The sequence below is a fragment of the Gramella sp. MT6 genome, from assembly GCF_019357415.1.
Classification (GTDB): domain Bacteria; phylum Bacteroidota; class Bacteroidia; order Flavobacteriales; family Flavobacteriaceae; genus Christiangramia.
Genome location: NZ_CP048410.1, coordinates 243564 through 257368, shown reverse-complemented (window position 1 = coordinate 257368; position 13805 = coordinate 243564). Strand labels below are relative to the sequence as shown.

10 protein-coding genes and 1 tRNA gene are annotated in these 13805 nt (G+C 40.3%); 7 read left to right on the top strand and 4 right to left on the bottom strand.

The features are described 5' to 3' along the window. The first annotated feature begins 2 nt into the window (after positions 1-2). Genes G3I01_RS01185 through bglX form a run of 4 tightly spaced genes read left to right on the top strand, consistent with a single transcriptional unit; the run spans position 3 to position 6340 of the window. On the top strand, positions 3-1385 hold the full coding sequence (locus G3I01_RS01185) for a glucoamylase family protein (protein ID WP_219550381.1): 1383 nt from the start codon (positions 3-5) through the stop codon (positions 1383-1385). After that, positions 1375-2187 (top strand): prolyl oligopeptidase family serine peptidase, encoded by an 813-nt coding sequence (locus G3I01_RS01180; protein ID WP_219550379.1) that lies wholly within the window; start codon positions 1375-1377, stop codon positions 2185-2187. Before G3I01_RS01185 ends, G3I01_RS01180 begins: the two co-directional genes overlap by 11 nt. A 38-nt stretch (positions 2188-2225) precedes the next feature. Next, on the top strand, positions 2226-4031 hold the full coding sequence (locus G3I01_RS01175; RefSeq protein ID WP_219550377.1) for a family 43 glycosylhydrolase: 1806 nt from the start codon (positions 2226-2228) through the stop codon (positions 4029-4031). A gap of 35 nt (positions 4032-4066) precedes the next feature. Continuing rightward, positions 4067-6340, top strand: coding sequence for a beta-glucosidase BglX (bglX, locus tag G3I01_RS01170; RefSeq protein WP_219550375.1), 2274 nt, complete (start codon positions 4067-4069; stop codon positions 6338-6340). Positions 6341-6397: 57 nt separating this feature from the next. Here bglX and G3I01_RS01165 read toward each other — a convergent pair whose 3' ends face one another. From G3I01_RS01165 to G3I01_RS01155, 3 genes are read right to left on the bottom strand one after another with little or no spacing between them, the layout of a single operon-like run. Then, the gene (locus G3I01_RS01165; protein WP_219550373.1) at positions 6398-8965 is read right to left on the bottom strand and encodes a glycoside hydrolase family 2 TIM barrel-domain containing protein; all 2568 of its coding nucleotides are present in this window, start codon (positions 8963-8965) and stop codon (positions 6398-6400) included. A gap of 9 nt (positions 8966-8974) precedes the next feature. After that, positions 8975-10162, bottom strand: coding sequence for a histidinol-phosphatase (locus G3I01_RS01160; protein WP_219550371.1), 1188 nt, complete (start codon positions 10160-10162; stop codon positions 8975-8977). Beyond that, the gene (locus G3I01_RS01155; RefSeq protein WP_219550369.1) at positions 10159-11055 is read right to left on the bottom strand and encodes an alpha/beta hydrolase; all 897 of its coding nucleotides are present in this window, start codon (positions 11053-11055) and stop codon (positions 10159-10161) included. The genes G3I01_RS01160 and G3I01_RS01155 overlap by 4 nt, the downstream gene beginning before the upstream one ends. A 104-nt stretch (positions 11056-11159) precedes the next feature. Here G3I01_RS01155 and G3I01_RS01150 point away from each other — a divergent pair, with 104 nt between their 5' ends. From G3I01_RS01150 to G3I01_RS01140, 3 genes are all read left to right on the top strand, one after another. Further along, positions 11160-11609: a GatB/YqeY domain-containing protein gene (locus tag G3I01_RS01150; RefSeq protein WP_219550367.1), complete on the top strand. Its 450-nt coding sequence runs from the start codon at positions 11160-11162 to the stop codon at positions 11607-11609. 42 nt (positions 11610-11651) lie between these two features. After that, positions 11652-11725, top strand: a tRNA-Arg gene (locus G3I01_RS01145). 848 nt (positions 11726-12573) lie between these two features. Continuing rightward, on the top strand, positions 12574-12936 hold the full coding sequence (locus G3I01_RS01140) for a hypothetical protein (protein ID WP_219550365.1): 363 nt from the start codon (positions 12574-12576) through the stop codon (positions 12934-12936). A 116-nt stretch (positions 12937-13052) separates the two neighbouring features. Here G3I01_RS01140 and G3I01_RS01135 read toward each other — a convergent pair whose 3' ends face one another. Beyond that, positions 13053-13736 (bottom strand): hypothetical protein, encoded by a 684-nt coding sequence (locus tag G3I01_RS01135; RefSeq protein WP_219550363.1) that lies wholly within the window; start codon positions 13734-13736, stop codon positions 13053-13055. Positions 13737-13805 lie beyond the last annotated feature (69 nt).

Here is a 13805-nt window from a genome sequence, read left to right as displayed (position 1 = left end):
ACATGTTCAAAAGATATTTACTGATAACAATTTTTGGCGGACTCCTCATTACTTCATGTAAGAACAGGAATGACCAAGATGGAAAACAGGGGAAAGCTGAAGATGCTAATCAGCAACAGGAACTTTCAGAAGAAGCACTTCTGGATACAGTCCAGAAGCAGACCCTTAAATATTTCTGGGATTTTGCTGAACCAAATTCCGGAATGGCCCGTGAGCGCTATCATCCAGATGGAGACTACCCTAAAAATGATTCTCATGTAGTAACTACAGGTGGTTCTGGTTTTGGACTCATGGGAATAGTTTCAGGAATGGAACGAGGATTTATTCCGCGGGATTCTGCCGTGGCGAGACTTGATAAGATCGCAGATTTTCTTGCAAAAGCCCCACGATTTCATGGAGCCTGGTCACACTGGCTAAACGGTGAAACCGGTGAAGTGCAGGCTTTTGGAGAAAAGGACAATGGAGGTGATATTGTGGAAACCTCTTTTTTAGCCCAGGGATTCATTGTAGTTAGGGAGTACCTTAAAAATGGTTCAAAAAAAGAGAAGGTTGTAGCCTCAAAATATGATGAACTTTGGAAGAGGATAGAATGGGATTGGTATACTAATAACAAAGATGGAATATACTGGCACTGGTCCCCGGTATATGAATGGGAAATGGATTTTATGATAGAAGGTTATAATGAGTGTTTGATCACCTATGTAATGGCCGCCTCTTCCCCAGATCACGCTATAGATCCAGAAGTTTATCACGATGGTTGGGCAAGAAGTGGGAATATCACTACAGATAAGGAAGCTTATGGTATTCCGTTAATTCTAAAACATAATACAAATGGTGATAAAGGTGGACCTCTGTTCTGGGCGCATTATTCCTACCTGGGACTAAATCCAAAAGGACTTTCAGACAAATATGCCAATTACTGGGATCTCAATGTCAATCATAGTCTTATTAATTATAAATATGCCCAGGAAAATCCAAACAATTATGAAACCTATGCACCAAATTCCTGGGGTTTAACTGCCAGCTATTCCAGAAATGAGGACGGTGGAATAGGTTATGCTGCTCATTCTCCAGATAGTGATCGTGGAGTAGTTTCTCCAACTGCGGCAATAAGCTCTATTCCTTACACTCCTGAGAAATCTATGGCTGCGATGAGATATTTCTTTACAGATCTAAATGAACTTCTCTGGGGACCAGCAGGTTTTTACGATGCCTTTAGCCTTGAGGGAGAGCCTTGGGTAGCTGAAAAATACCTTGCAATAGATCAGGGGCCTATGGTAGTCATGATAGAAAATTACAGGTCTGGACTTATCTGGGACCTTTTTATGGGAGCTCCTGAAGTAAAAAACGGATTAGAAAAATTAGGATTTAAGTATGAAAAATAGATTGAAATATTTACTGATCGCTTTAGGTTTGATTTTATTATTGACGCCTTTCAATATTAATGCTCAGTCTAAAGAAGATTTTAAAAAAGAACAATTCATTTCTGAAAATGACACCCTTAATTACAGGGTTCTTTTTCCGGACAATTTCAAGAAAACCAAAAAATATCCGGTAGTTCTGGTATTACACGGGGCAGGAGAACGTGGCGATAATAACGAAGCACAATTGGTACATGGAAGTGATGTCTTTCTTAATGAGGAAAACCGTGAAAAGTTCCCGGCTATTGTCATATTTCCACAGGCACCAAAGGAGGATTATTGGGCGAAAGTGGAAGTGAAAAGAGACACCATGCCCTTTCAGTTCGATTTTAGGAATAAAGAAGAACCCACCAAATCATTGAATCTTGTTATGAAAATGATGGATTCTGTAGTAGCCCAGGAATATGTAAATAAAGACAGGGTGTATGTAGGAGGATTATCTATGGGTGGAATGGGAACTTACGAGATACTTTATAAGAAGCCTGACATGTTCGCCGCGGCATTTGCCATTTGTGGAGGAGCGAATCCTGAAATTGCTGAAACTTATCCAAAAGGTTTTAATATCTGGATCTTTCATGGAGAGAAAGACGATATAGTACCCCCAAGATTTTCGAAAAGAATGGCCAGAGAGATTAATCATAATGGCGGAAATGCCAAACTTACATTGTATCCCGATGATAATCATAATAGTTGGGATTCAGCATTTTCGGAACCCTATCTATTACCATGGTTGTTCTCAAAAGAGCGAAATGAAAATACTTATTAAAAGTCCCACAATCTAAAAGTTGTTGAAGCAAGAAATTAATGAAGAGTTTAAAAAATATACTTACGTCTGTAGCTTTGTTGGTCGCTATTTTGGTTAATTCACAAGAAGTGATTCCGGAAACTTATATAAATCCGCTGGATATAGATTATACCTATATGGTGTATAATTCCAGTAAGAATATTTCCTATCGTTCTGGTGCAGATCCTGCGGTCATTGAGTTCCAGGGGGAATACTATATGTTCGTGACCCGCTCTTTCGGGTACTGGCATTCTACAGATCTTGTCAACTGGGAATTCATTAAACCTAAACAATGGTTTTTTGAAGGTTCCAATGCACCTACAGCTTTTAACTACAAGGATTCGCTGGTATATTTCGCCGGGGATCCTGCAGGTTACGGAAGTATCCTGTATACCGATGACCCAAAAAGTGGTGAATGGACACCAACTGCTTCGATTTCTAATAATATTCAGGATTCAGAATTGTTTATAGATGACGACGGGAAAACCTACCTGTATTGGGGATCCTCTAATGTTCATCCTTTAAAGGTGAAAATGCTGGATAAGGATGATAGATTTCTGGAAACCGGAGTTCAAAAAGAATTGATCAACCTGGTTGAAGAAGAACACGGTTGGGAGCGCTTTGGGGAAAATAATTATCATCCAACCCTTAAAGAAGGATATATGGAAGGCGCTTCCATGACCAAACATGATGGTAAATATTACCTGCAGTATGCCGCGCCGGGTACCCAATTCAATGTGTATGCAGATGCCGCTTATATTGGAGAAACTCCACTGGGACCATTTAAATATATGAAGAATAATCCCATGAGTTTTAAGCCCGGAGGTTTCACCAATGGTGCCGGTCACGGGATTACGGTAAAGCAAACCAATGGTCAATACTGGCATTTTGCCACGATGGCCCTGGCTTCTAATTCTCATTGGGAACGTCGTTTATGCATGTTTCCAACTTATTTTGATGAGGAAGGCCTGATGTATACAGATACAAGTTATGGTGATTACCCGTTGTTTGGCCCAGATCATCCAACTAAGGCCGGTCAGCATAGCGGCTGGATGTTACTTTCTTATGAGGGGAAGGCTACAGTATCATCTTCAGCAATTCAGATAAGAAAAAGTACGGCGACAGACGGTGACTATGACATTACCGAAATGCCACTGGAAAAGAACGACAATGGTGAAATTACTTCAAAGGTTTTAACCGACGAGAGCCCTAAATCATTCTGGGTTGCCGAAGCTAATGATAATAACCAATGGGTGGAGATCGAAATGCTTTCTCCTGGAAATATCTATGCCTTTCAACTGAATTTTCATGATGAGGAATCAGGAATTTATACGCGAACTGAAGGATTACGTCACCGTTTTACCTTGGAAGTTTCAGAAGATGGTAAGAATTGGAAAACAGTTGTAGACAGAAGTAATAGCTACGAAGATGCTCCAAATGCTTATATGCCTCTGAATAAGCCTGTAAAAGCAAAATACGTTCGATATAACAATATTGAGGTGCCCGGAAATAACCTGGCCTTATCTGAAATAAGGGTTTTTGGAAAAGGCCTCGGGAAAAAACCGGCCACGGTTGAAGGCTTTAAAGTTGACCGAAAGGAGGATCGAAGAGATGCCTCCCTGGAGTGGGAGCCGGTAAAAGGAGCTCAGGGTTATAATATCCGCTGGGGCATTGCTCCAGATAAACTATACCAGGCCTGGCTAGTCTATGATGTAAATGAACATTTTATGCGTAACCTCGACCGTGATACCGAGTATTACTTCAGTATTGAAGCATTTAATGAAAATGGTATTTCAGAGCAAACAGATACCATCCTTGTAAAGTAAAAGAAGAACCAAATAAATTATAAAAAGCGAAGAAAATGAAGAAAACTTATTTATCGATATTTTGTATGGCCCTGATGGGAATCTCATTCCTGTCGGCCCAGGAGAAAATACCTGAGGTGGAAGAGTTATTATCTAAAATGACCCTGGAAGAAAAGATAGGGCAGTTAAACCTTCTAACTCCAGGTGGAGGAGTGGCTACAGGTTCTGTAGTGAGCGAAGATGTGGAAGCAAAGATCAAGGCAGGGAATGTTGGTGGTGTATTTGGTGTTTCCAGTCCTGAAAAGGTAAGACAGGCACAGGAGATCGCGGTAAAGAATTCCAGGCTTGGAATTCCACTTTTAATAGGATCTGATATTATTCATGGTTATAAAACCACCTATCCAATTCCGCTGGGGCTATCTTCCAGCTGGGATATGGAACTTATGAAACAAGGAGCCCAGTTAGCTGCAAAGGAAGCAACGGCAGATGGGATCAACTGGAATTTTTCTCCTATGGTAGATATTGCCCGTGATCCAAGATGGGGTCGTATTGCTGAAGGTGCCGGGGAAGACCCTTATTTAGGATCTCAGATCGCCAAAGCTATGGTGGAAGGCTACCAGGGTGAAGATCTTACCCAGCCTAATACCATGATGGCAACCGTAAAACATATGGCCTTATACGGTGCGCCGGAAGCCGGTAGAGATTACAATAGTGTAGACATGAGCCGTCTTAAAATGTTCAACGAATACCTTCCTCCTTATCAGGCGGCAGTGGACGCTGGAGTAGGAAGTGTGATGACCTCTTTTAATGATATAGACGGAATTCCTGCTTCGGGAAATAAATGGTTGCTTACCGATCTTCTAAGAGAGCGATGGGGATTTGATGGTTTCGTGGTTTCAGATTATACTTCTGTGAATGAAATGATCGCTCACGGGATGGGTGATCTTCAGGCTGTTTCTGCAATGGCGATCAATGCCGGATTAGATATGGATATGGTTGGGGAAGGCTTCCTTACTACTCTGAAGAAATCTGTGGATGAAGGAAAAGTTTCCGAAGAACAGATCACCAAAGCGGCAAGAAGGATACTTGAGGCTAAGCATAAATTGGGCTTACTGCAGGATCCTTATTTATATTCAGATGAAAGTCGTCCGGAAAAGGATATTTTGACTGAAGAGAATAGAAGTCTGGCTAGGAAAGCAGCCACCAGGTCTTTTGTGCTTCTTAAAAAGCATAACAACACCCTTCCGTTGGCTAAGAACGCCAATATTGCGCTTATAGGTCCGTTGGCGAATAATAAGAACAATATGCTGGGAACCTGGGCTCCAACCGGGAATCCTCAGCTTTCTGTGCCTATTCTTGAAGGATTGAAGAATGTAGCTCCTGAAGCAAAGATCGAATATGCCAAAGGTTCGAATATTTCTAATGACAGCAGTTTTGCTAAAAAAGTGAACGTATTTGGTGAACGTATCCAAATCTCTGATGAGTCTCCTGAAACCCTACTGAGGGAGGCTCTGGATTTGGCGAATTCTTCAGATGTTATTGTGGCCGTTGTTGGTGAGGCTACCGAGATGAGCGGTGAAGCAGCCAGCCGTACTGATATTACCATCCCTGATGCTCAGAAAAAACTGATCAGAGAACTTGTGAAAACCGGGAAGCCAGTGGTACTGGTTCTTATGAGTGGGCGTCCTCTTGATATTTCCGAAGAAATGTCTTTGCCGGTAAGTATACTTCAGATCTGGCATCCGGGCGTTGAGGCGGGTAATGCCGTGGGTGATGTGCTTTTTGGAGACTATAACCCTTCCGGAAAACTTACCAATAGTTGGCCGAGAAGCGTAGGCCAGATACCGATTCATTACCGTATGAAGACAACCGGTAGACCTGGACCTGAAAATGGTGATTTTCAGAAATTCAAAACTAATTACCTGGATTCTCCAAATTCGCCATTATTGCCATTTGGTTTCGGACTAAGTTATACCACTTTTGAATATAGCGACGTAAAAGCAAGTTCTGAGAGCCTGAATGCCGATGGTTCCATTGAACTGAGCGCGACAGTCACCAATACAGGTGATTTTGATGGAGAAGAGATCGTGCAGCTTTATCTGCACGATAAAGTGAGAAGCGTAACGCCACCGGGACGTGAACTTAAAGGATTTAAAAAGATCATGCTTAAAAAAGGTGAATCTAAAACGGTGACCTTTACCGTGAGCGAAGAAGATCTTAAATTCTACAACTCAGCTATAGAATATGTAGCCGAGCCGGGAGAATTTGATTTTGCTATTGGAGGATCTTCAGCAGTTGAATTTAAAGGTTCGTTCACCTTGAAGAAGTAAACCCCTTTTGTTTTAGTTGGTGTAGCCCCGGTGAGATATTTTCATCGGGGTTATTTTTTATAGTTTTTCCAACCTGATCCCTGAAATAATGGTCTTTCCTTTATTCGGTTTGAATTCTATATTCAATTCACCTTCACTCATGATCTCATAACTGATCTCCACCGCCTGGAGAATTCCGTATTCCCTGGCGAGATTCAAATTTCCCTCAACCTTTCTACCGTTTAGGAAAATATCAAATTCTCTCACTCCTTTTTCAGTATCTATCTCTTCCGAAGTCAGGTTATAGATGTTTTGGGTTGAAGCTCCGCGATTGGGTTCTGTGAATAATAATGAAACACGATATTTCCCTTTCGGAACTTCGAATTTATAAGAATCGATTCCTTCTCTCATGGTTTGAAAAAGCGGCTCTTTGTCTGTTCCTTTAATATTTGCGGCGGTGCCCTGGAATTTGTTTTTAGACTGTTGAAAGCTTTCGCCACCTACATATCCAAAATCACCCGAAAACTCCTGGTCGCTTATCCAGATCTCACCTGATTCTTCGTCAATAAAATCGCTATGGCTTCCCACATTAACAAGCAGAGAATTGTTATCCAGATTTTTGATGAGATCATCTCTAAAATGCACTTTTATGCTTCTTTGGTCTTTAGCCTTTCCTGATATGGCGGTAAGCCTATGTTTTCCTTCTGAAAGTTTTAAACTGAATTCTGCAATATTGTCTTTTACAGTAGCCTCGAATTTTTCAGTATCATCTATCTCTAGGTGAACGAGCTCTGAATTTGAAAATACTTTCACATTTACCAGGCTGTCTTTAGCGATATACCTGGTTTCATGATTTTTCCCGGCGATATACACAAAAGGCTCTTTGGTCAATCTTGCTTTGTAATAATAATAGATGTCCTTGGGCTCCCGGTCAAAATTCACCAGCCCTTTTTGATTGATGAACGGCCTGCTGTCCTGCCGGCCCGAAGAACCAAAATCGACAAAATTCCAGGCGGCCATTCCCAGCATATAATCTCTTTCGATCACCTGGTTTAGATAACTGACATGGCTTTTTAGCTGGTAAGCTTCGCTGTAATCCCATGGTTTCGGATCGTTGGTCTGGATCCTGGAATCACTACCAGGACCATATTCTGAAATTAGAAGGGGACGATTTGGATATCTCTTATGCTGCTCATCCAGGAATCTCCCAAGGTTTTCAAGACCGGGAGTGTACCAACCAAAATAAAGGTTCCAGCCGATCACATCTGGTATGTCTGCGATACCCGAAGTGTTATATAATTCATTTTCATGTAGTGCCATCACACTCAGCCTACTGGTGTCCAGTTTTTTTGTTTCAGCTTCCAGCTTTTTAGCGAGTTTCACACTGGTAGCGATCTTGGCATTTTTCGCTTCTTCACTCATGTCACCCGTGAAGACAAGCCTGATGAATATCTCGTTCATGTACCCCCAGAAAACTATAGAAGGATGATTATAAAGTTGAAGAACCTGTTCCCGCTGCATATTTATGGCGTTCTGGTGATAAGCTTCAGTATCGGTCACATCGTTTATCACTGGGACTTCGGTCCAGACCAGTAAGCCCAGTTCATCACAAATTCTATAAACCTCTGGATCCTGTGGATAATGTGCGGTTCTTATAAAATTAGCGCCCATATCCTTGATCATCTGATAATCTTTACGGTGAATGGAATTGGGCACTGCGTTACCCATATTTTCGAAATCCTGGTGGCGGTTTGCACCTATAAGTTTGATAGGTTTTCCGTTGAGAATAAATCCTTTTTCAGGATCTGCGGTGAACCAGCGACAGCCAAATTTCGAGAAGAATGAATCTTTAATTTCCCCAGTATTTTGTTCAATGAGGTAAGCTTGCAATGAATACAGTTGAGGATTCTCCGGGGACCATATTTTTGGATTATCGATAGAAAAATCTGCAGAGAAATTTCCGGTATTCGCCGCGAGACTTTTTTCAGAAACTATATTTCCTGAAGGATCGCTGATCTTTATTTGTAGGTCTAGGTCTTTACCAGGATTTACAATATTTCCATCAAAAGTGACCCTCGCATTTTTTTCACTTACTTCCGGAGTTTTGATAAGAATGTTTCCCCCGGCTTCACCTTCCAGTCGAAAATGACTTTTCGCGGTGACGATCATTTCGATATCGCGATATATCCCGCCGTAAAAGTTGAAATCGGCTTCAAGTGGAGGGATATCTGTATTATGGGAATTGTCAACTTCGACCCTGATATTATTTTCCGTTCCGAAGTTCAGAGCCTCGGTCAGGTCAAAAACGAAAGCGGTATACCCTCCAATATGTTCACCAACCAGTTGATCGTTCACAAATAGCTGCGTGACCTGATTGGCTGCTTCAAATTTCAGAAATACCGCCCGATCGCTCCAGTCTTTAGGAATGAAAATATCCTTTTGATAGATTCCCTTACCTCTGAAATAAAGGCCATCAGTAAAAGGATCCTCAGCATTCCAGGTATGCGGGATATTTACAGTTTCCTTTGATTTAGAATTTTCCAGTTCAAATTCCCAGGCAGAATTGACGGTTTTTACCAGCCTTTGGGCATGAATAAAAGGACCGATCGCCATAAACAGGATCAGGAAATAGGGAATAGATCTCATCTTGATTTGTTATTTTCTGGAAACAGGTTGCGTCCAGGCGACTTCAACATCACCTTCCTGGTATGGATTTTTCTTTAATTTATCTGAAATGATCTTGGCCCTTACGAACAGGACATCCGCCGGGATTTCGAAGGTGGCCTGGGGTTCTTTTACAGTCTTTAGGATCTCACTTTCAATTGAACCTTCTTGCACCCCGATGAATTGTATCTCATAATTCACATTTTTTGCTTCTTTTACGGCGATGCTAAGTTTGGTTCCGTCGAAATTCATTTTGGAGAGTTCCACCCCGGTACTTGCATAGAAATCTCCAGCGTACATTGCTTTAAGGATGCTTTCGGGAGATAGACTTTCTGCTCTTACTTCCACCCAGCCGCGGCCGGCATTGCTCCATTTAGAACCAAATTTATGATAATGGTGACTGTCGTCGGTAGCAATTCCAAAAAGCAGTGGTTTGTCCATGGCGAGATAGGCGATGTTTACCTGGTCCCACATCTGCTCGGTGCTGTCGTGGATACTATCGCCATAATTGTTTACATAAGGGTGACCATTAAAAACTTCAAAAAACCTTTCACCATCTATTTGTTTTATATCATTGGCCGTGACGGCATAGGTGAAATTTGGATGATTCAAATGCTGCAGCACGGTCTTCCCAATCTGCTCTCCCTGTTCCATAATGGCATCCAGGTTATTCTGGATCAGTTCTACAATAGTATTTCCCTTCCTGGGTTGGATCACCGTATCGATGTTTATCGCCCCCATATGTACAGCCTTGTCATCTAAATAAGAAGTCACTTCTTCAGCCTTGAAGATCATGAACTTTTCCGGCTCCTCAAAAAGCGGACGGAATTCTTCCAGCGTTTTTAGCTGGACTTGCACACCATCTTCCAGCCTGCGGTAATTCATCCAGTCTTCCCCATATTCATCAAGGTATTCTTCAAAGGCTTTTAGATACAACCTTTCGTTGCGGATTGTGATCGCTTTTACACCTTCAGCAATAATGTTATGGTCTGAAAGGGCCACGAACTGGTAGTCACGGTCCTTGTACCACTGCATAATCATTTCTGGAAACTCGTCCCCATCGCTCCAGTAGGAATGTGTATGCAGGTTTCCTTTATACCATTTGTTTTCCTGAGCCTTCAGTACACTTCCGTAGAAAAGGGAAATCATTAATATTGAAAAGACTATTGTATTTCTCATTTGTATATAACTGACTGGATTTTATCGTCTTTAAAAATTATCGATTTCAGAAAACTGAAAACTTCAGGCAAATATTCAAAAGGCATACCCGAGATCTCGTGCCTGGCATCTTTGAAACTGTAAAATAGAAAGGAAGTATCAAGTTGTTTAAGCTTTTCAACTATGCTTTTCGATCCGTCAAGGATCAGGTAACCAGGTTTTGAATTTTCACAATAATGATGAGCTGCAGTGGCATAGGGCACCAGGTTGTCGTCTGTTCCATGAAAGAAAATCCCGGGAACTGCCTGTTCCTCTCCAAGATACCTGGCATCCACGATAGCCCCGGCAAGGGAGAATAACGCCGAAAATTTGATATCCGAATATTCAGAATTATCGAACATAAGATCTGGATTATATACTGCGTTTAGGACAGCTTCTGCTCCCGCACTGCTTCCACCCACAATGATCTTGTCTTTATCGATCTGGAATTTTTCAGCATTATTGTGCATATAAGTTACGGCATCCATAAAATCTTCAGCGGCCATCTGGAAAGTTTCGATCTTCCCCGAAGCTTCAAAATCGCAACCAAAACCGGTTTCTTTTCTTTTTAAACGATAAGAGATAAGGCCAACAGTATAGCCCTGGGAAGCAGCAATCCTGGCAAATTTAACTTCATGAGGATTTTTAGGACTTCCCCCGGAGAATCCGCCGCCGTGCATAAATACAATGAGAGGAGTTTTTTCATCAACTCCTGCAGGTCTGTAGAGATCAATGATCAGATTTTCGCCATCTTTTTCGGCATAGACTTCAGTCTTTACCGCGTCGACCTTATAAAGACTGTCTAGGTAAATTTCTTGAGCTTCAATAGCTTGTGCCGAAAAAAATATGAGTAGGAAATAGATGAGGTGTTTCATGAATTCAATAAAATTTAGAACTTTGAATATACTTAATTTTGAAGGGATAAATAAGTGGTAATTTCAGGTAGAAAATTTTATCTTCGCACCAATAATTTTGCATTATGAGTTTACAGGAAAAGGTAATGGCCGAAATGAAGGCTGCAATGAGAGCTAAAGACAGTGTAAAGCTTGAGGCTTTGAGGGCTGTAAAAGGAGCTATTTTACTGGCGAACACTGAATCTTCTTCAAAGGACGGACTAACCGAAGAGGAAGAGATGAAGCTTTTGCAAAAACTTGTAAAACAGCGTAAGGATAGTGCCCAGATCTATAAGGAGCAGGGGAGAGAAGATCTTGCTGAACCGGAATTGGCGCAGGCTGAAGTTATTGAGCAATTCCTTCCGGAGCAAATGGGCGAAGCAGAGATCGAAGCAAAGGTTGAGGAGATCATTGCTAAAACCGGAGCTTCCGGAATGCAGGATATGGGAAAAGTAATGGGAATGGCCACCGGAGAACTGGCTGGAAAGGCAGACGGAAAGACTATTTCTATGATCGTAAGAAAGAAATTGGCTTAAAATAGCCATTATCACATGATGCCAAGGCAAAGTGTGAATTAAGGCCCCGTGGCGCAACTGAATAGCGCATCAGATTTCGGCTCTGAGGGTTGCAGGTTTGAATCCTGCCGGGGTCACGAATAAATCAAAAGGCAAGCGAAATAAAAAAGCTTGCTTTTTTGATTTTGTGACTGTTTGATTTTCAAAGCGGAGCTTTTCAGGATGCGCATCGCAAATCCTAAACAAAAAACGAAAACGCCAAGCTCGCTTGAGCGTTTTTTTGTTGGAACTATATTCAAAGTGGAGGTTTACGGGATGCAAAATGGCTAATAAAAAAATGCCAGACCAGTTAAAGTAAACCGACCCTACTCAATTTACTTTCCCTCATTGGCCTGACATTTATTATTGATAATAATAATTTCTTTTGCCTAATCTTTTGTCAAAATTAGTCATCCTGTTCGAATGAAATTACGGAATACCGTAAACCAAAGAGATATCTCTAAATAAATATTTATAAAATTTCTTGAAACTAGAATACTCTATGTTTTTCATAAAATTTTATCCTCGAATTAAAAATTTAAATTCTTCAGTATTTGCAAGGCTTCCATTGAAATTATCTTAGTTTTGCCGCAAAAGAAAAATGGAGAGATTAAGGGAAATCCCTTATATCTAAATGCTGTTAAGCTCTCTAATTTAACCTCATTAACCAATCCATTATAATGATTCAGGATCATAATAATATTTATCGAAATGTTATTTTAGCACTCAGTGTTGTCCTAGCAGTTTATATAGTTTTTAAATATCTTACCTAAGCTATTACCCCTACAGATAGCGGATTTTTATTTTTAGTAGCAGGTTTCTATCACTGGAGATTAGCAATAGTATTTTGATTTTTTTAAGCCTCAGCGTTAAATGTTGTATAAATAGTTTTGTATAGCATGGGTATCGGGTAAATTAGTTTTTTTAAAAAATAAATAAAACACCTATGGCAGCTTATTTCAACTCTAACCAGTTAAGATCTTCCTTGCAGGACCTAGTAAAAGTTTATATATCTGAATGTAAGGAATGTGAAGTATTATCTCAGGATTGTATGGATCTTTTAAAGCATAATTTTCTTGCAGATTTTGTAGTCTATAATAAGGCTGAAGACTGCATAGAATTAGGAGTTAGCAATTCAGATAAATTTGAAGGTTATCCTGAAATTGAGGTTTATAAATTTCCTTTGGAAGACATAGGGAAGAAGGTGGACCACTCTTTCAAGAACAATCATGAGGATCTTGAATTTTATGGGAAACTTGTAGGAAGAAGGAAAGGAATAGGATCTAACTCTGTTATTTTAATGGATTAGTGAATTCCTCTAATCGGAGGACACATAATATTTTTTGTTTCAATTAAAATTTATCTCCCTAATTTCAGTAAATCATGTTTATTTAAGCTGAAATATTGGAAGGATTCAACAAAATATTAAAGGTCCAGACTTTTGGAAATGGCATCCATGAATTTTTCAGCAGTTTTATAAGCATCTTTTGGATCATTAATTTTGGTCTTAACAACCGAAATTAGTTGGTCTTCATCTTCAGAATCCAAATCGAAAGCCACAGTCTCCAAAATGTAGTTTGAATAGCTTCTTGTAGAAGTAGACATCGGGATATATCCACCAAAAGCTGAATAATATGGGCCTACAGCATATGGGTAGTTGTAATAATCAAAGAAATTCCCATAATATCCTGGGTAATAATTTGAATATCCTCCCGATGCGTAAACTCCACTATGAGTCGTTTGTGTATGTTTTTCATTTTGTTTTATAGCCGTAATAACCACTCCATTATACCCTTCGCTCTTCATTAGATTGCGAATCATATTTAATCTTTCTTCTGTCATTTCCTTTTCCATATGCATTACCGGTACTCTTGAGAAACTCTCAGTTGCATCTAGTCCTTTTTCTCGCAATTTATCTGCAATGGCCTGCTCGAATGCAATTCTCGACGATTTATCAGCTGTTCTGGAAATTACTAGGATCTTGTTGTCTTTAAATTCATCTAAAGCTTCCTGATCTGCTTTCCATGAGTTCAGAACTTTTACACTGGAACAATTTTGAATACTTACTGAAAAAAGGACTAATAAAAAATGTCTGGAAATATTCTTCATATCTAGGTGTTTTAAAGGGTAGTGTGCTGACGATTAAATAATTATCAATATACTACAAATCTAAATATA